The 17,790-nt window shown below is 38.2% G+C and carries 15 protein-coding genes; 7 read left to right on the top strand and 8 right to left on the bottom strand.

Features of this window, described 5'->3' with window-relative positions:
- Positions 1 to 3: 3 nt before the first annotated feature.
- From ilvB to folP, 4 genes are all read right to left on the bottom strand, one after another.
- On the bottom strand, positions 4 to 1,728 hold the full coding sequence (gene ilvB, locus EL165_RS24645; RefSeq protein WP_002980831.1) for a biosynthetic-type acetolactate synthase large subunit: 1,725 nt from the start codon (positions 1,726 to 1,728) through the stop codon (positions 4 to 6).
- Between the two features lie 6 nt (positions 1,729 to 1,734).
- Positions 1,735 to 3,417 (bottom strand): dihydroxy-acid dehydratase, encoded by a 1,683-nt coding sequence (ilvD, locus tag EL165_RS24640; RefSeq protein ID WP_002980833.1) that lies wholly within the window; start codon positions 3,415 to 3,417, stop codon positions 1,735 to 1,737.
- A 180-nt stretch (positions 3,418 to 3,597) separates the two neighbouring features.
- A complete protein-coding gene (gene ilvE, locus EL165_RS24635; RefSeq protein WP_002980845.1) occupies positions 3,598 to 4,470 on the bottom strand; it encodes a branched-chain-amino-acid transaminase in 873 nt (290 codons plus the stop codon).
- 367 nt (positions 4,471 to 4,837) lie between these two features.
- Positions 4,838 to 5,704, bottom strand: a complete 867-nt coding sequence (gene folP / locus EL165_RS24630) for a dihydropteroate synthase (protein WP_050791151.1) — start codon at positions 5,702 to 5,704, stop codon at positions 4,838 to 4,840.
- 287 nt (positions 5,705 to 5,991) lie between these two features.
- Here folP and EL165_RS24625 point away from each other — a divergent pair, with 287 nt between their 5' ends.
- The 4 genes from EL165_RS24625 (at position 5,992) to tpiA (ending at position 8,911) form a co-directional block, all read left to right on the top strand.
- Complete coding sequence (locus tag EL165_RS24625) at positions 5,992 to 6,558, top strand: DUF1599 domain-containing protein (RefSeq protein ID WP_002980850.1); 567 nt, start codon at positions 5,992 to 5,994, stop codon at positions 6,556 to 6,558.
- A 1-nt stretch (position 6,559) separates the two neighbouring features.
- Positions 6,560 to 7,669 (top strand): BT_3928 family protein, encoded by a 1,110-nt coding sequence (locus tag EL165_RS24620; RefSeq protein WP_002980852.1) that lies wholly within the window; start codon positions 6,560 to 6,562, stop codon positions 7,667 to 7,669.
- A 98-nt stretch (positions 7,670 to 7,767) separates the two neighbouring features.
- Positions 7,768 to 8,115: a TerB family tellurite resistance protein gene (locus EL165_RS24615; protein WP_002980854.1), complete on the top strand. Its 348-nt coding sequence runs from the start codon at positions 7,768 to 7,770 to the stop codon at positions 8,113 to 8,115.
- Positions 8,116 to 8,152: 37 nt separating this feature from the next.
- A complete protein-coding gene (gene tpiA / locus EL165_RS24610) occupies positions 8,153 to 8,911 on the top strand; it encodes a triose-phosphate isomerase (protein WP_002980856.1) in 759 nt (252 codons plus the stop codon).
- 66 nt (positions 8,912 to 8,977) lie between these two features.
- Here the strand turns inward: tpiA and EL165_RS24605 are convergent, their stop codons facing one another.
- The 4 genes from EL165_RS24605 to EL165_RS24590 form a co-directional block, all read right to left on the bottom strand.
- Positions 8,978 to 10,246, bottom strand: coding sequence for an esterase-like activity of phytase family protein (locus tag EL165_RS24605; protein WP_002980858.1), 1,269 nt, complete (start codon positions 10,244 to 10,246; stop codon positions 8,978 to 8,980).
- A 361-nt stretch (positions 10,247 to 10,607) separates the two neighbouring features.
- Positions 10,608 to 11,294 carry an ATP-dependent Clp endopeptidase proteolytic subunit ClpP gene (gene clpP / locus EL165_RS24600; RefSeq protein ID WP_002980860.1) on the bottom strand — a complete coding sequence of 229 codons (687 nt, stop codon included), beginning with the start codon at positions 11,292 to 11,294 and terminating at the stop codon, positions 10,608 to 10,610.
- Between the two features lie 112 nt (positions 11,295 to 11,406).
- Positions 11,407 to 13,395 (bottom strand): DNA primase, encoded by a 1,989-nt coding sequence (dnaG, locus tag EL165_RS24595; protein WP_002980861.1) that lies wholly within the window; start codon positions 13,393 to 13,395, stop codon positions 11,407 to 11,409.
- Between the two features lie 152 nt (positions 13,396 to 13,547).
- Positions 13,548 to 15,374: a hypothetical protein gene (locus tag EL165_RS24590; RefSeq protein ID WP_002980862.1), complete on the bottom strand. Its 1,827-nt coding sequence runs from the start codon at positions 15,372 to 15,374 to the stop codon at positions 13,548 to 13,550.
- A 374-nt stretch (positions 15,375 to 15,748) separates the two neighbouring features.
- Between EL165_RS24590 and tsaE the strand changes: the two genes are divergently transcribed.
- From tsaE to EL165_RS24575, 3 genes are all read left to right on the top strand, one after another.
- Positions 15,749 to 16,150 (top strand): tRNA (adenosine(37)-N6)-threonylcarbamoyltransferase complex ATPase subunit type 1 TsaE, encoded by a 402-nt coding sequence (gene tsaE, locus EL165_RS24585; RefSeq protein WP_002980863.1) that lies wholly within the window; start codon positions 15,749 to 15,751, stop codon positions 16,148 to 16,150.
- A gap of 68 nt (positions 16,151 to 16,218) precedes the next feature.
- A complete protein-coding gene (locus tag EL165_RS24580) occupies positions 16,219 to 17,409 on the top strand; it encodes an alanine dehydrogenase (protein ID WP_002980864.1) in 1,191 nt (396 codons plus the stop codon).
- Complete coding sequence (locus EL165_RS24575) at positions 17,409 to 17,780, top strand: hypothetical protein (protein ID WP_002980865.1); 372 nt, start codon at positions 17,409 to 17,411, stop codon at positions 17,778 to 17,780. Before EL165_RS24580 ends, EL165_RS24575 begins: the two co-directional genes overlap by 1 nt.
- Positions 17,781 to 17,790: the final 10 nt, after the last annotated feature.

The following is a 17,790-nucleotide window of genomic DNA, read 5'->3' as shown; positions in this document are numbered from 1 at the left end:
TTTTTAAACTTTATTATTGAGTACAATCTCCGAAACACTTTTCCCCTGGGGAATCATCGGAAATACATTGTGTTCTTTTCCTGTCATCACTTCAAGAAGGAAAGCGCCTTCATGATCAAGCATTTCACGGAGGGCCCATTTCAGATCTTCTCTTTCAGACACCCTGTTTCCCTGGATATTGTATCCTTTTGCCACCTGAACAAAATCAGGACTCTGAATATCTACCGAGGAATATCTTTCTTCGTGAAACAATTCCTGCCACTGTCTCACCATTCCCAGATAGCAATTATTAAGAATTAAAATTTTTACCTCCGGATGATACTGCATAATGGTTCCCAGCTCCTGAATATTCATCTGTGCTCCTCCATCACCCATCACTGCAATAACAGGCCGGCCGGTTTCCGCATAGGATGCTCCTATCGCAGCGGGAAGACAGAACCCCATAGTGCCCAGGCCTCCGCTTGTCACATTGGTTCTGGAATGTTTGAAGTGAGAGTAGCGGCATGTTGCCATCTGATGCTGTCCTACGTCTGTCACAATTATAGCTTCACCTTGTGTCATTTCATTCAGATAACGGATCACTTCTCCCATCGTAATCTCTCCTTCATCGGGATAAAGCTCGGTATGAATCAGATTGATGCTTTCCACTTCGTGGCATTTTTTAAATCTTTCATGCCAGGCATAATGTTCTCTTTTTACAATCCTTTCCGTAAGAAGGGGAAGAGTATGTTTGCAGTTCCCAAGAACCGGAACATCAACTTTTACGTTTTTATTGATCTCTGCCTTATCAATATCGAGATGAATAATTTTTGCCTGTTTTGCATACTGATCCAGTCTTCCTGTTACACGGTCGTCGAAGCGCATTCCTACAGCAATCAGAACATCACATTCGTTGGTTAATATATTCGGACCATAGTTTCCATGCATTCCTACCATTCCTACAGCCTGCGGATGATTCGTAGGTATGGCACTCATTCCTAAAACAGTCCATGCTACAGGAACTCCTGATTTTTCAGCAAATTCTAAAAATTCTTTTTCTGCTTTTCCCAGCATAATTCCCTGTCCTGCAATAATAAATGGCCTTTCAGCCTCATTAATTAAGGATATTGCCTTTTCAATACTTTCAAAACATGGTTCGGGATCCGGTTTATAGCTTCTCAATGAATGGCATGGAGTATATCCTTTATAATCAACAGACTGAAGCTGGGCATTTTTAGTCACATCAATCAATACAGGACCAGGGCGACCTGACTTAGCAATGTAAAATGCTTTTGCCAGTACTTCGGGAAGCTCATTGGCATCAGTAACCTGATAATTCCATTTGGTAACAGGACTTGTAACGTTCATTACGTCTATTTCCTGAAAGGCATCGGTTCCGAGAAGATGTTCAAAAACCTGTCCTGTAATACAGACCAAAGGAGTGTTATCCAGCAGCGCATCTGCTAATCCTGTTACAAGATTGGTTGCTCCGGGACCGCTGGTTGCCAGCACTACCCCTACTTCTCCTGATACTCTTGCCAGCCCCTGTGCCGCATGTACTGCTGCCTGTTCATGGCGTACAAGAATATGTTTCAGTGTTTCCTTATAATCGTAAAGGGCATCATAAATAGGAATAATAGCTCCACCCGGATATCCGAAAACGGTTTTTACACCTTCCTGCAGAAATGCTTCGAGAATGATCCGGCTTCCGGTAAGTTGTATTTCTGTTGATAAATTCAGGTTTTCCATATACTTTTATTGAGTGATTTCGTCCGTTACACAGCCTTCTGCAGCTGATGATACTGTTAATGCATATTTATAAAGCAATCCTTTCTGTACTTTAAGGGGAGGTTTTTGCCACCCTTTTTTTCTTCTTTCTATTTCTTCTTCTGAAACTTTGAGCTGTATGGTATTGTTTACCGCATCTATTTCGATCAGGTCATCATTGTGTACAAAAGCAATCAGACCTCCTTCATGGGCTTCCGGTGTGATGTGTCCTACAACAAAACCATGGGTTCCTCCACTGAATCTTCCATCCGTGATTAAAGCAACACTGCTTCCCAGACCGGCTCCGATCAATGCACTTGTAGGCTTCAGCATTTCCGGCATTCCGGGCGCCCCTTTCGGGCCTTCGTGACGGATGACAATAACATCACCGTGCTGTACAGTTCCATCCTGAATTCCTCTGATCAGATTTTTTTCGCCATCAAACACACGGGCTTTCCCTACAAAGCGCTCACCTTCTTTTCCTGTGATTTTGGCAACACTTCCCTTTTCCGCAAGGTTTCCGTACAATATTCTCAGGTGTCCGGTAGCTTTTACAGGTTCTGAAAGTGGCTTTATAATTTTCTGAGTATTAAAATCCAACCCCGGAACATCTGCCAGATTTTCGGCTACTGTTTTTCCGGTGACGGTAAGGCAGTCTCCATGCAGTAATCCCTGTTCCAGTAAATATTTCATCACCGCCGGGGTTCCTCCGTGTTCATGCAGATCCTGCATCAGATATTTTCCACTCGGCTTCAGGTCTGCCAATACCGGAGTATGATCGCTCATCTTCTGGAAATCGTCCTGAGTAAGAGGAACCCCTACACTTTTTGCCATGGCAATAAAATGCAGAACAGCATTTGTACTTCCTCCCAAAATAACAATAAGGCGAAGTGCATTTTCAAATGCTTTACGGGTCATGATATCGGAAGGTTTAATGTCTTTTTCCAGAAGTACTTTCAGGTATTTTCCGGCCTCAAGACATTCTTCCTGCTTTTCTTTGCTTAAGGCCGGATTGGAAGAGGAATACGGAAGACTCATTCCTAATGCCTCTATAGCAGAAGCCATTGTATTGGCGGTATACATTCCACCACATGCTCCAGCTCCGGGACAGGAGTTCTTCACCACACCGTCGAAATCTTCTTCAGTGATTTCTCCTGCAATCTTTTTCCCCAACGCTTCGAAAGCAGAAACGATGTTAAGTGCTTCTCCTTTGTAACAGCCTGGTGCAATAGTTCCTCCGTACACCATAATGGAGGGTCTGTCTAGCCTTCCCATTGCGATTATGGTTCCGGGCATATTTTTGTCGCAGCCTGGCAGAGCAATCAGTCCGTCGTAATACTGTGCACCGCAGATCGCTTCGATACTGTCTGCAATCACATCACGGCTTACCAGGGAATAGCGCATTCCGTCTGTTCCGTTGCTCATTCCGTCACTTACGCCGATGGTATTAAAAATCAATCCGGCTAATCCGTGGTTCCATGTTCCCTTTTTTACTACCTGAGCAAGATCATTCAGATGCATATTACAGGTGTTCCCGTCATAGCCCATACTGGCAATTCCCACCTGAGCCTTGTGCATATCTTCTTCTGTAAATCCTATCCCGTATAGCATGGCCTTGGCGGCGGGCTGTTCACTGTTTTGCGTGAATGTTTTTGAATATTTATTTAACATATTTATCCTGCATTTTCTATTCTTTTCTTCTCTTTAAACTGAAGTTTTTTACTAAATTTTGATTCAAAACTACATTTTGTAATATTCTTTTCATTTTCAGTTTTCTTAAAAATTACAATATTCAACTGTTTATGAAATACATATATTTATCTGATTATTAAATATTTAAATCTCAAAAATCTACAATGACAGAACTCTTACCAATTTTAAATATGCCTGCTGTACTCTTCCGCTTGCCGTGTCTTCCCAGTTTCTTGTAAAAGGAATATCATCAAGTGAATCCAAAGCCACAATTTCTGCTGCAGTACCACAGAAAAAGCCGGCATCTGCGCCACGCATTTCCTCTGGTTTAAAGAAGGTTTCTTTTACCGGAATATCAAGCTCATGACAAATCTCCATAACGGTTTGTCTTGTGATTCCCGGAAGAATACTTCCTTTGGCCGGTGTATACAAAACCCCGTCTTTTTCGTAGAAGACATTGGCCCCTGAACTTTCGGCAACATTTCCGTTTTCATCCAATACCAGCGCTTCATCATAGCCTTTGTCTTTGGCATCCTGGCAGGCTAATATTGAGTTTACATAATGTCCTCCTACCTTCGCCTCAACCTTGAAAGCTTTAGGATTAGGACGTTGAAAAGGGGAAGTCATGATTTTCATTTTATCTGCCAGATATCCGTTATTCCATTCCCAGGCAAGAAGAGACAGGTAAGATTTCTGTCCTTTTGAAAGCGACATATTGGGAGAGCACGTTACCAATGGCCGGATATAAGCGTCTGTAAACCCATTCCGTTCCAAAAGTTCATAGGTTAGATCTGTAAGCTGATTTACAGAATAATCGAAGGGAATGTGCATCAGTTCTGCTGATCTTTTCAGTCTTTCATAATGTTCTTTTGCTTTGAAAATCCTGGTTCCGTGATCTGTGTTGTAAGATTTGATTCCTTCAAAAACCGAATAGCCATAGTGTAAGGATTGTCCGTAAAGATCTGTTCCGGCATCTTTCGCTTTCATAAATTTTCCGTCAAAATAGATGGTCGTGTCGTCGTTGTAATACATGTTATAGAGATTAAAAAAATTAACAAACGGGAATAAAAAAAGCCCTCTCACGCTGTGAGAGGGCTCAATATATGTACAGTCATACATCTTCCTTCTCACAATCGCAAGGGAATAATAATGACGATAATAATTACTGATAATAACTGATACATACTCTGTATTCTTAAAATTAAAACAAAAAAAAGCCGTTTCAAATATGAAACGGCCTATATATAATTTAAATTAAAATCTGTTTACAATACCGTTTCCTTACTGTTGTTAATGACAACAGCAATAATAGAAATGGCAATAATATTTTTCTGATTCGTAAAATTCATACTGCAAATGTATAAACTTTTTAATAACCCACAAGTTTTTTTGACACTTTTTATTTTCTCTGTAAAAAACGGGTCAACGTTTCCTTTGCCTGAGCGACATCATGAACTCTTACAATTTTTGCGCCCTGCTCCAGCACTTTCATATGAAGTTTCTGGGTTTCTTCATTAATGTCCAAAGGGGATTTACCAAGAGGCTTATAAATAAATGACTTTCTGGAAATGCCTATCAACAAAGGAAATCTCCCAAATCCAAGATATTCAACTTCGTCAATCATTTTCATCTGATCTTCTACTGTTTTTCCGAAACCAAAACCGGGATCAAGAATGATATCGTTCACTCCTTTTTCTAAAAGTTCTTTTGTTTTTTGAGAAAAATACCGGTTAACTTCCAGCGTAATATCTTCAAATCTGACTTTCTCATGCATGGTTTCATAAGACGGATTTACATGCATCAGGATGTAAGGAAGTTTTGTCTGAGCGGCGGTATCAAACATTTCTGCATCATATTGTCCGCCTGAAATATCATTGATCAGGTCAATCCCTTCATTGAATCCGAATTTCACTGTTTCCGCATAAAAAGTATCCAGTGAGATCAGAGCTTCCGGAAACTCTTTTTTAATCAGAGAGATCATATTTCCGATCCTGTTGATCTCTTCTCCGGCGCTTAAAAATTCTGCGTTGGGACGTGTGGACTGTGGCCCGATATCCAGTATTTCAGCTCCTTCTTTCAATAGTTTTTCAGCATGTTCCAACGCTGATTTTTCATTATTGAATTTTCCACCGTCAGAAAAAGAATCCGGTGTAAGATTGAGGATTCCCATGATCTTTGGAGTGTCCAGCTGTATTAATCGGCCGTTACAATTGATTGAGTAGGTGGGTGAGTTAAAGGGTTGCGGAGTTGGAGGGTTGGAGAGCATGAGTTGAATTATGATTGATGAATGATTTTTTCTATCCTGCAAAATTAGTGATTTACGGCTTTTAAAAAGAGATTAAATTGAAGATGGAAGTTGGAAACTGGAGGCAGGAAGTTAAGCGGACCCTCTCCAACACTAAATCCCTCTTACTCTAAAACCCCGCAACACGCATCCCGAAACTATCAAACTCTCCCACTCTCCCACTCTCAAACCCTCCCACTCACAAACTCAGCTTATCAAATTCAAAAATCTGAAACCGAATTCGTATATTTGGAAGATTAAGAAAATTTATGCTAAAAACATCAGTACAGTTCGGGAAAGTTATCAGTCAGTGCCGTGATCTTTTCGGTAAAAAATTACAAGATTACGGAGCAGCATGGAGGGTTTTAAGACCAAGCTCCATTACAGATCAGATTTATATCAAAGTTAACAGGATCCGTACGCTGCAGATGACTGATAAAAAAATGGTAGATGAGAGTGAGGAGGATGAATTTATCGCAATTGTCAACTATTCTATTATTGGGCTTATTCAGCTTGAGAAGGGTCTTTCCAATGATTTTAATGAAAACAAGGAAGAAATTTTAGGTTTGTATGACAAATACGCCAATGAAGCAATGGCTTTAATGGAAAGAAAAAATCATGATTACGGTGAGGCCTGGAGAGATATGAGAATTTCTTCTATTACAGATCTTATTTACCAGAAAGTATTAAGAACCAAACAGATTGAGGATAACCAGGGACAGACCATCGTTTCGGAAGGGCTTGATGCCAACTATTTCGATATGCTGAATTATGCGGTCTTCTGCCTGATCAAGTTTTCAGAAAAAGAAAATCAATTCGAACCCAAAAATATTTAATATGATCAAAGGTATATTACGCTTTATTATTGCTGTTATTTTTATCCTGTCAGGCTTTGTGAAAGCTGTGGATCTGCTAGGTTTTTCCTTCAAAATGGAAGAATATTTTGCGCCTCCGGTTTTCAATATGCCATTTTTAGAAAGGTTTGCCCTGCTGTTTTCCATTATAGTGGTGGTTATGGAACTTTTCCTAGGATTTATGCTTCTGCTCAAATTAAAGCTTAAATTTACCTTATCTGTATTAATTGCCCTTTGTATTTTCTTTGGTTTCCTTACGTTCTATTCGGCTTATTTTAATGTCGTTACAGATTGTGGATGTTTTGGCGACGCCATCAAATTTACGCCATGGCAAAGCTTCCTTAAGGATGTTGTTCTTCTTGTAGGATTGATCATTTTATTCATCTTATACAGAAAAGAATTCCGTAAAAAAGATGCCTATGGAGTTACCTCAAAAGAGTCTTCAAATACAGTAAAATATATTCTGCTAGCAGTATTTTCTCTGGGTATGATCTATGTTATGGCACAAGGACTTATGCATGAGCCTATCATTGATTTCCGTGATTATAAAATCGGAACAGACATCAAAGCCGAAAAAATTAAAATTGACAAGAATCCTTCTGAATATAAGACTTTCTATTCTCTGAAAAATGAGAAAACAGGAGAAGTCGTAAAAGTAAATCAGGATGATTATATCAAAAAAACAGAATACTGGGCAGAGGGTTCTCCATGGAAAATTGAAGATGGAAAAAATGAATCTGTACTGATCAAGGAAGGTTACAAGTCTGAAATTGTGAAATTCAAGATTGAAGATCCTACAGGAGTGGATGTCACCAATGAAATCATTAATGCTCCAAAAGCCATTCTGGTTTTCTCCTATTATCCGAAAGATGTTTCCGCTGATCTGCTTCAGAAGGTAGAAGCAAAAGTAAATGCCCAGAAAGGAGCTCTTATTTATGGAATTTCTACTGAACCTAACACTTTCAAAACCATCAAAAATACACTGATGGACGGAATTGCCATCAAAACAATAGCGAGAAGCAATCCTTTTGTACTGATCCTTGAAAACGGAAAAATTGTAGATAAACAGCCCGCAAAGGACTACGTTAACTAATTATAAATGATGAATGATAAATGATCTTTTTGACGAGGGCTAATCGTGGATCAATCAATTATCAAATTTAAACACTAAACTTAAACATATAAAAGCACATGCAAAAATCAAATAAATCAATCGCCGGTTATCACTTATTAATGATCCTTTCTTCTGTAGACGGAGAGTTTGCTCCTGAGGAAGGAATGCTGGTACAACAATATCTGGCGGATGAATTCCCGTTCAGAATGAATCTTGACAACGAACTGGAAACTTTGGCTCTTTTACAGCCGGAAGAATGGAAAGACCATTTTGAATTCCATGCAAGATGTTTTCATGAAGATTCTACAGAAGACGAACGTAAGAAATTTGTACAGTTTGCCAAATCGCTGATCAAAGCTGATAATAAGGTAACTGAAGAGGAACATACATTCTATGTTTTGCTGAAAAACCTTTGGGGATTGTAGCCTAAACGAAAAATAAATCAATCAATATATAAATCTTATGAGAAGAAAAATAGTTGCAGGCAACTGGAAAATGAACAAAAATGTAATTGATGCACAACAATTAATGATTCAGTTACTAAGCTATAAAAATAATAACGCTACCAACTGTGAAGTTTGGATCGCTCCCCCTTCATTATACCTGATGATGGCGAAAGACATTTTTGAAAAGGATGAAATCGGTGTATTTTCTCAGGATATGAGCGAGCATGAAAGTGGTGCTTACACCGGTGAAATTTCTGCAGATATGCTGGAATCCATTGATGCTACAGGTTCTTTGATCGGACATTCTGAAAGAAGACAATACCACGGAGAAACTGATTCTCACTGTAACAGAAAAATCAAACTGGCTCTTGATAAAGGTCTTATTCCTGTTTACTGCAATGGAGAAACTCTTGAGCAGAGAAAGGCAGGACAGCACCTTGAAGTCGTAAAAAATCAGACTGAAGTAGCGCTTTTCACCCTTTCTGCTGAAGAAATTAAAAAAGTGGTGATTGCTTATGAACCGGTTTGGGCTATCGGAACGGGAGAAACAGCAAGCCCGGAGCAGGCTCAGGAAATCCACGCTCACATCAGAAACATTATTGCTGCGAAATACGGACAGGAAGTTGCTGATGAGGTTTCAATTCTTTATGGAGGATCTGTAAAACCGGACAACGCAAAAGAAATTTTCTCTCAGCCGGACATCGATGGAGGTCTGATTGGAGGAGCTGCTTTGAAGCTGGAAGACTTCTCTAAAATTATTGAAGCTTTTAACTAGAATTCATTGATCTAAAATAAAAACGGCGGAATCTTCGATTCCGCCGTTTTCTTTAAAAAAATCTAATTATTGAATATCGACTACATACATAGTTCCTTTGTCTACTTTACCTGTTTTAGGTAAAATTTTGGCTTTGGGGTTTCCGTTTCCATCATCCACCACTCCGAAGTCATCATCATTGAAAACAGCCAGTTTATTGTTTCCTAAGTAGACAATTCCCTCAAATTTATCGTGCTCATAGCCCAGTTTTGCTACAAGATCCACCGCCAATGTTTTGGTAACTGTTTTTATTCCGGCATTCGTAATTTCATCCCATGAACATTGTTCCAAAGCTTTTCCATTCACTTTCATTCCGTCTACGGCGTTAATATCTGGTCCGCTTACATCCGTTGCATTGCTCAGATTGATTCTGTAAACTTTTTTAATTCCTCCCTGAGATCCGAAATTTCCGTCTCTTTCAATGACTAAGAATTCACTGTTGCTTATTGCTGTAATATCACACACTGAATCAGAAGCTCCTCCTTCCTGTTTATATAAAAACTGTTTAGTCTGCCCTGTAACCGTATCAAATGTGACAATTCTCGTTAAAGTTTTATTGGTTGCCAATGCTTTGCTGGGCACATACATCATAGACTGTATGGTTCCCACCAATGTTCTGCCGTCCGGAGCCATACAAAGTCCTTCCATTCCACGGTTGGCCCTTCTTTTTGCTAAAACAGCCGGTAGTTTTCTTGGTCCTGTATCTACACCAACCGGACTTATCCTTTCCATTTCCATTCCATCAGCACTGTAATGTACAATGTGCGGACCGTACTCATCAGAAACCCAGAATGTACCATCAGCTGCTGCTACAATACTTTCACTGTCAAGACCGTACTTATCAGTACCTAAAACATTTCCTGAAGCATCATATGCAGTCTCTCCTGTACTTCCCATTCCTGCAGGGTTTGGAAGTCCGGTAATAGGCTGTCCGAAAGGATTTTTAAGCTTGATATATTTGATTACCTCAATATTCCCGTCTGCATTGATTTTAAAATGCATAATGGTTGGGGTAAAGTTAGGGGCCAGGAATTTTTTTCCGTCCTGGAAATCAGTATTGGGACCTCTGTCTGTAATGACATAAAATTCACCTTTTCTTGTTGGATGAGCGGCTGCTCCGGAGCCAAATCCACCATTGATAACATCTACTCCGTTGATCGTAGCCAGCTTTGTAAATGGAAATTCCTGAGGTAGTTTGGAATAATTAATATCCTGATTAATTATGGTTGTATCATCGTCACTTTTACATGAAGCCAATACGGTCAACATCACAGCAGACCATAGTAATTTTTTCATATTCACTTTTATGGCAGCGAAAATAGAGATTGATTATAAACTGATCTTGAATGTAATGATAATTGTATTTTAACAATGTTGAGTGGTTGTCCCATTTAAAACCACCCCGTCAAAAATTTTTTGAGTTTTGCCAACCTACAGGATGGAATTCTTACATCTTCAACTGCAATATGATTTGAATTGTATATTTCTTCTGATATATTCTTCATGAGTAATTGTGGCTGGATTACTACGGAATGACACAATTGAAATAATGGTTTATCCATTCAGTTTGTCATTTTGTAGGACTCTAAACTTAAAACATAATCCAACAAAAAAGCCGCACCAGATTGGTGCGGCTTCTTATGATTTTAAAAATCAATTATTTTTTCTCTGTAGATCTTTGTAAAACCTCATCTACCATTCCGTAGCCTTTTGCTTCTTCAGAAGTCATCCAGTAATCTCTGTCAGAAGATTTTTCTACCCATTCATAGGTTTGTCCTGAATGATGAGCGATGATCTCATAAAGCTCTTGCTTCAATTTCAACATCTCTCTTAAGTTGATCTCCATGTCAGAAGCAACTCCCTGGGCACCTCCTGAAGGCTGGTGAATCATTACTCTTGAGTGCTTAAGTGCAGAACGTTTTCCTTTTTCTCCGGCAACCAGTAATACAGCTCCCATTGAAGCAGCCATACCTGTACAGATAGTCGCTACGTCAGGTTTGATGATCTGCATTGTGTCATAAATACCTAAACCGGCATAAACGCTACCCCCGGGAGAGTTGATATAAATCTGAATATCTTTTGAAGGGTCAGCACTTTCCAGGAATAAAAGCTGAGCCGTAACGATGTTGGCTACCTGATCATCAATACCTGTTCCCAGGAAGATAATTCTGTCCATCATCAGACGGGAAAAAACGTCCATCTGGGCAACGTTTAATCTTCTTTCTTCCATGATGTACGGAGTAAGATTCGTTGGTCCATACATTCCCATATACTGATCGGTTACCAAACCGCTGTTTCCTAAATGTTTTACAGAGAAGTCTCTGAATTCCTTTTTAATGTCCATATTTCTATTATGTATTATTTTTTAAATATTCTCAAAGTTTAAATTACAATATTTATTCCTAAAATTTTATAGGACTTTTTGTCACAGACTTCCAAAAAAATCTGACTTTAAACTATCTCTTTCTATCTACATAAATTCCTTTGATAGGTGAATATTCGATGATATTACTCAACCGGATAGAAGCCTGCTTCAGCAAAGTGATCTTTTTGATCAGCTCGTAGTATTTTATTTCATCCGTATTGCTATACTGATCAAGTTCTTTAGCTGTTTCTTTGATCAAATAGTCAATATATCTGTATTTATGCAATAAAATATCGCCTTTGATCTGATCTGCCACTTTATCTCCGTAATTGGGAGGATAAATATTTCTGGAAGCCCAGTTTTCAAGCTCATCCAGCGGAATCAGAGCATCTACAACCTTCGTCGTAATCTCTTCATCCATAAAAGATACAAAAAAGTTTCCACTTCTCAGCTCATCCTTTTGGATTCCTTCCCTCACCTGGTTGATAATGATCTCATTTTCTTTAACTAAAAATGTATATTGTTCTTCTTCGAAATGGTGAAGAATTTCTTCAATAACGGTAATCTGATATTCCTCATTTTGCTCATTTCTCCTTTTCAGGATAATGTCTCCGAACATCAACATATGATCCACCAATTTATTCTCCATGAATAAGACGTCATAAAGAAAAGGGTCTTCTTTTTCCTGATCCAAAGGAACAATCTCCATCTTCGGAGCTGCTGCTTTTTCCTTTTGCTGTTGCTGAACATGATGGGTCTGATTCTGCGTGATCTGCTTCTGGACATCCAGTTCATTGAAAAGACTCTGCTCGGAAAGTCCGAATTTATTGGAAACCTCCTTTAGATAAACTTCTCTTTTCAGGGCATTCTGTACAAAGGAAACTGATTTTACAATATCCCTTATCGCCTCAGCCTTTTTGATAGGATCGTTTCCTATATCTTTTAACAGAATTTCCGCTTTAAAGTCGATGAAATCCATCGCTTCGTTTTCGATATACTTTTCAACGTACTCCTGCGGATGTTTTCTGGCAAATGAATCCGGGTCATCTCCATCAGGGAAAAGCAATACACGGATATTCATTCCTTCTGTCAGAAGCATATCAATACTTCGGAAACTGGCTTTAATACCTGCATTATCTCCGTCAAAAAGAATTGTTACGTTTTCCGTTAGTCTCTTAATGAGTTTAATTTGCTCAGTAGTTAAGGATGTTCCGGAACTTGCCACAACGTTTTCAATTCCCGACATATGAAGCGAAATCACATCCATATATCCTTCCACCAAAAGACAGGCATTCTTCCTTGAAATGGCCTGTTTACTCTGGTTTAATCCATAAAGTACATTTGATTTATGGTAGATCTCTGTTTCCGGTGAATTGAGATACTTCGCTGTTTTGACATTATTTTTAAGGATTCTTGCTCCAAATCCTAATACTCTACCGGAAAAACTGTGAATCGGGAAAATGACCCTTTCCCTGAAACGGTCTACCCCTGCAGGCGTATTTTCCGGAAAAATAGAAAGTCCGGATTTTTCAAGAATTTCTTTAGTGTATCCCTTTTCCAGCGCATATGCTGTAAAAGCATTCTTTTTCTCAGGAGAATATCCGAGCTGGAATTTTTTAATGATGTCATCCCGAAGCTCTCTCTCTTTAAAGTAAGAAAGTCCTATGCTCCTGCCTTCCTGATCATCCCAAAGGATTTCCTGAAAATATGTATTGGCAACTTCATGGATTTTATACAGCAAATCTTTTTCTGTCTGGGCATTTTTTGCTTCCTCAGAAATGTCACGCTGGTCTTCTTCAATTTCAATTCCGTATTTTTTTGCAGCGTGGCGAAGTGCTTCAGGATACGTAAAGTTCTCAATTTCCATCAGGAAAGAGATGGCCGTTCCTCCTTTTCCTGTAGAGAAGTCTTTCCAGATCTGCTTGCTGGCAGAAACTACAAAACTTGGTGTTTTTTCATCATGAAACGGACTGAGTCCTTTGTAGTTAGACCCTGCCCTTTTCAACTGCACATACTCACCCACAATCTCTTCAACGCGGATGGTGGAGAATATTTTATCAATGGTCTGCTTGGAAATCATAGTGTAAAAGTAAGATATTTCTTTTCCTTTAACAAAAAAGAAATTCTACATTTTTCAGTTTATGATATTTCGCAATAACTCAAAACTCCTATGATATTCTTCAATAAAAAAAGGCCGGGAATTTTCCGGCCTAAAAACACATGATACAAAAATTAATCCTTTATGAATTTTATGCTTTGTTTTGTATTTTTATAATCAATTATAACCACATAGTTTCCTTTTGCCAGGTCTTTAGTAAATCTGCCTAATTCTATATTTTTTTCGCCTTTTGCCTTTACCGTATGTTCGTTCATCAATTTTGATGCATAATTGTAGATTTTAACTGATATATTTCCAGTTAGCTCAGTTTTACTTACAAGCTTTGAGTTTTCTACAACAGGATTTGTATCAAGGGCAAATACCTGATCTTTCTTACCAGATTCAACAGCATTATCAACATTATTTCCCTCGGTTGATACAACAAAACCACTCAATAATGTTCTTTTTATATTAGTTCCTATCCGGGCATTTAACCTGATGGAATAAACTCCTGCTTCTTCATTGCTGACATCTGCCAAAAATCTATTATTCTGAAGGTTGAATTTTACATTTACAGATTTTTCCTTTCCTCTCTCTCCTTTCAAGCCTGATATTCGATAAACCGAACTTTTGATCACCACTTTATCAAGATCATCCGAAGTAAGTTTAGGAAAAGATATTTCCAGATAGGTTTTTCTGTTTTCTTTAATTACTTTATACTCCATCGGATTATCTATTCCGTCTTTTACTACTGCAATAAACTCAGAGTTGCTCTTAAGCTTAACTTGTCTGTTTTCCAAGGTATAATTGGATGACAACAGGTGATTTTCTGTATTTCTGTTATCTTTTGTTTCTGGTCTGATCTGTCTAAGGGCTTTCCCTGTTATTGGGTCTGTAATATCTACTGAGGCATTTGAATTTTTTGTAATAATTTCAAACTGAATATTTCTGGCATCCTTGCTTAGCTGTAAGTTCTCAGGTTCTTCGCTTGAAATTACCTGATAATTGCTGACAGCTTTAAATTCTCTACTTTCAGTTTGCAGTGATCTACCGGAAACTCCCGTATTAACCACCAGCCCGTCTAACACCGGTTTAATAGCTTCATCCCAGACATATACCCCTTCCATAATATCTATATGATTGATATATCCTCTGAGATCATTATCCGACATTAGCTGTTTTGCTCCTGGTCTTGTAGAGCTGTAAAATGGAGTTACCCCATCATTCTTACCTCCGCCTAAAGCAGCAATTGCAGTTCCGGCTGGTATAATTATTGGCGAAAACAAACCTGTGAGTCTGGTATATCCCCACGCTCCCAGGCTATAAAATTTTTGAGGCTGGTTAAGAGGATGATTATCCATATAAGGTCTGAAATAAGTTTCACAGTAATAAGTTGTAGATAATTGTGATCCTGTTCCCAAACCTAATGCCCCTGTTATCCATGACCATGCAGGATAATTAATAAAATCTGCCAGCTGAGTTCCCCAATGAGGTGTTCCCAGAGTAATCACCTTGTCTATTTTATTAATTTTCTGGTATTCCAATAAGGCAACATCTGCTGCTTTTCCACCATTACTGTGGCCTATGATAGTCATAGTATTTGCATTTAAATGATTCCCTACCTGATCAATTGCACGCGATAGAATTTCACCATTTTCCCAATCTCCCTTAAGTCTACTGGTAGCCACGAAAGCAGTTTTATATCCAGCATTATAGGCTTCCTTATACATTGAGTTACCAATGAGTAGAGACTCCGTTGATCCTATGAACCCATGGGTGAAAAGAATCGTTTTTCCATTAAAATTAGGAGGTGTACTCCCATACAAAATGTTATTCTCTAAAAGACTGTTAAGATAATTCAGGGATAATAAATGAGGTTTCGGCAAAGTAGCATACGGAAGTTGTTGCGTAAAAAACTTACCCGAAATAATAAGTAAACATAAAAACAGAAATTTTTTCATAACCTAAGTGTTTAAATTGTTATCAGGTTTAAAATTAATACACTTTACTGTGAAAACCATTAGTATTTCACAAAAATAATCATGCGATACATATAAAAACCAACTGATAATCAAATACTTATATTAATAAAATTCGTGTAAATTAATGCGTTAACAAAAATTAACAGAAAATACCTGAGGATTAAAAAAGAAAATAAAATAAGAATAAGCACTTTATGAATTTTATACTTTCCTGTATCATCTCAATCAATTAATATTTTAATGCATTTATAAGTTCTGATTCCTGATATAGTAAACTTATCATCAGAAAATAAAGCTGCTTTTTTATTACGGGCTACATATAAAAAATAATAATTTAGAAGTAAATTTGTTCCATGAAAGTAAACTCTTATAATGAATGGGAACAGATCGTTGAACAGATCATCCCTCAATTAAAACATAATATTCTCCTTTTAAAAGGGAACCTGGGTGCTGGCAAAACGACGTTTACCCAGTTTCTTCTAAAAAAACTGGAAAGTACCGATGAAGTGAACTCTCCTACCTACTCCATTGTTAACGAATATAATACACCCAAGGGAAAGGTTTATCATTTTGATCTGTACCGTCTGAAAAACATAGAAGAAGTATATGATATCGGTATTGAAGAATATCTGGACAATTCTTTTTTATGCATTATCGAATGGCCCGAAGTGTATGAGGAAGAGCTTTACGGGCTCAACTACCACACAATGAGCATTGTGAACACGGGTGAAAACAGAGAAATTTCATTCGATTAAATATTATGTATCTTTGCTCATTAATTGAGTGTAAAATAACAATCTGTAAGACATAATTTAATTTAAGGATGAGTACAAATATTTTTACTCCTTTCACAGAAGAAGAATTAATGCCGAAAGAGGAAAAATTGGAGGTTATAAAAAAAGGAAAACAGTTCAGTATTGGGATTCCTAAAGAAACCTGTCTCAACGAAAGGAGAACCTGCATTACTCCCGACGCCGTACAGGTGCTGGTAGAGCATGGCCATGAGATCATTATAGAATCAGGGGCCGGACAAGGTTCTTTTTTTACAGATTTACAATACTCTGAATCTGGAGCAAAGATCACCAATGATCCTAAAGAAGCTTTCGGGCAGGATCTTATTCTGAAGGTAAATCCTCCTACAGAGGAAGAAATTGAATACATGAAACCCAATACCTATCTGGTTTCAGCACTTCAGATCAATCTCAGAGATAAGGAGTATTTCTTAAAGCTTGCAGAGAAAAAAATAAATGCTATTGCTTTCGAATTTATTGTTGATGAATACAAGCAGCTGGCTTTAGTAAGATTAGTAGGTGAAATTGCAGGAACTGTTTCTATTTTATATGCATCCGAATTATTAGCCTTATCCAATGGTTTAATGCTTGGAGGAATTACAGGAGTAAGACCTGCAGAAGTAGTAGTTCTCGGAGCCGGAATTGTAGGTGAATTTGCGACAAAAGCAGCCATTGGTTTAGGAGCCAGCGTAAAGGTTTTTGATAATTCTTTATCAAAACTGAGAAGGCTTCACACCATTGTTGACAGTCGTGTACCGACTTCCATTATTGACCCTAAAGAACTCAGCAAAAGTTTAAGACGTGCTGATGTAGTGATCGGAGCACTTCCAAGACTGAATATGACGCCTATCGTTACTGAAGATATGGTCATGAAAATGAAAAAAGGCAGTGTGATCATCGATATCACCATAGATAACGGTAAAGTGATTGAAACTTCAGAACTTACCACCATGGAAGATCCTTACGTCATCAAACACGGTGTCATCCACTGCGGACTTCCGAACCTTACCTCAAGAATGCCGAGAACCACCACCAAGGCGATCTCAAACTTCTTCCTTTCCTATATTTTAAATTATGACGAAGAGGGCGGCTTTGAAAACATGCTGATCCGCAAAAACGAAATGAAGCAGAGCTTATATATGTACAAGGGAAGACATACCAAGAAGATCATCTGCGACCGTTTCGGACTTACATACCACGATATCAATCTTTTAATTTTCTAATGAAGAAACTGAAATTTTATGCAATAGGCTTCATACCGGGGCTTCTGATTGTATTTTTTATTTTGAACAAGAAGGGAGCAAGCTGCAGCGGCTACTTACCCAACAGCCGTGTTATTGCAGAAACACTTTCCAAGGAATTCAAATATTCTGATGAGGCTAAAAATGCCATGACAACCTACAAGATTGATGAAAAATTTGTAAAAGACAGTATCATTACCAACGGAAAAGTGGATTTTGACCGCAGCCATGCTCAGAAAAAACCATGTCCTGACTATCTTTTAACCTACCCTGAAAAAAATCCGTCTTACGAGATCACTTTTGAAAAATGTGAAGAAAGTGTGACTGTAAACGGTCTGAAGAAACTTAAATAGTTTTTTATAA

It is taken from the genome of Chryseobacterium gleum, from assembly GCF_900636535.1.
In the GTDB taxonomy this organism is placed as follows: Bacteria; Bacteroidota; Bacteroidia; order Flavobacteriales; family Weeksellaceae; genus Chryseobacterium; species Chryseobacterium gleum.
Note: the sequence above shows the minus strand (reverse complement) of the source record. Positions and strands in the feature narration are given on the sequence as shown.

Excerpts from the sequence above, each read along its gene's own strand:
- EL165_RS24575 (WP_002980865.1), top strand. The coding sequence starts at position 17,409 with ATGAAGAAACTGAAATTTTATGCAATAGGCTTCATACCGGGGCTTCTG.
- ilvB (WP_002980831.1), bottom strand. The coding sequence starts at position 1,728 with ATGGAAAACCTGAATTTATCAACAGAAATACAACTTACCGGAAGCCGG.
- EL165_RS24580 (WP_002980864.1), top strand. The coding sequence starts at position 16,219 with ATGAGTACAAATATTTTTACTCCTTTCACAGAAGAAGAATTAATGCCG.
- dnaG (WP_002980861.1), bottom strand. The coding sequence starts at position 13,395 with ATGATTTCCAAGCAGACCATTGATAAAATATTCTCCACCATCCGCGTT.
- clpP (WP_002980860.1), bottom strand. The coding sequence starts at position 11,294 with ATGGACATTAAAAAGGAATTCAGAGACTTCTCTGTAAAACATTTAGGA.
- EL165_RS24590 (WP_002980862.1), bottom strand. The coding sequence starts at position 15,374 with ATGAAAAAATTTCTGTTTTTATGTTTACTTATTATTTCGGGTAAGTTT.
- EL165_RS24620 (WP_002980852.1), top strand. The coding sequence starts at position 6,560 with ATGATCAAAGGTATATTACGCTTTATTATTGCTGTTATTTTTATCCTG.
- EL165_RS24605 (WP_002980858.1), bottom strand. The coding sequence starts at position 10,246 with ATGAAAAAATTACTATGGTCTGCTGTGATGTTGACCGTATTGGCTTCA.
- ilvD (WP_002980833.1), bottom strand. The coding sequence starts at position 3,417 with ATGTTAAATAAATATTCAAAAACATTCACGCAAAACAGTGAACAGCCC.
- tsaE (WP_002980863.1), top strand. The coding sequence starts at position 15,749 with ATGAAAGTAAACTCTTATAATGAATGGGAACAGATCGTTGAACAGATC.
- tpiA (WP_002980856.1), top strand. The coding sequence starts at position 8,153 with ATGAGAAGAAAAATAGTTGCAGGCAACTGGAAAATGAACAAAAATGTA.
- ilvE (WP_002980845.1), bottom strand. The coding sequence starts at position 4,470 with ATGTATTACAACGACGACACGACCATCTATTTTGACGGAAAATTTATG.
- EL165_RS24615 (WP_002980854.1), top strand. The coding sequence starts at position 7,768 with ATGCAAAAATCAAATAAATCAATCGCCGGTTATCACTTATTAATGATC.
- EL165_RS24625 (WP_002980850.1), top strand. The coding sequence starts at position 5,992 with ATGCTAAAAACATCAGTACAGTTCGGGAAAGTTATCAGTCAGTGCCGT.
- folP (WP_050791151.1), bottom strand. The coding sequence starts at position 5,704 with ATGCTCTCCAACCCTCCAACTCCGCAACCCTTTAACTCACCCACCTAC.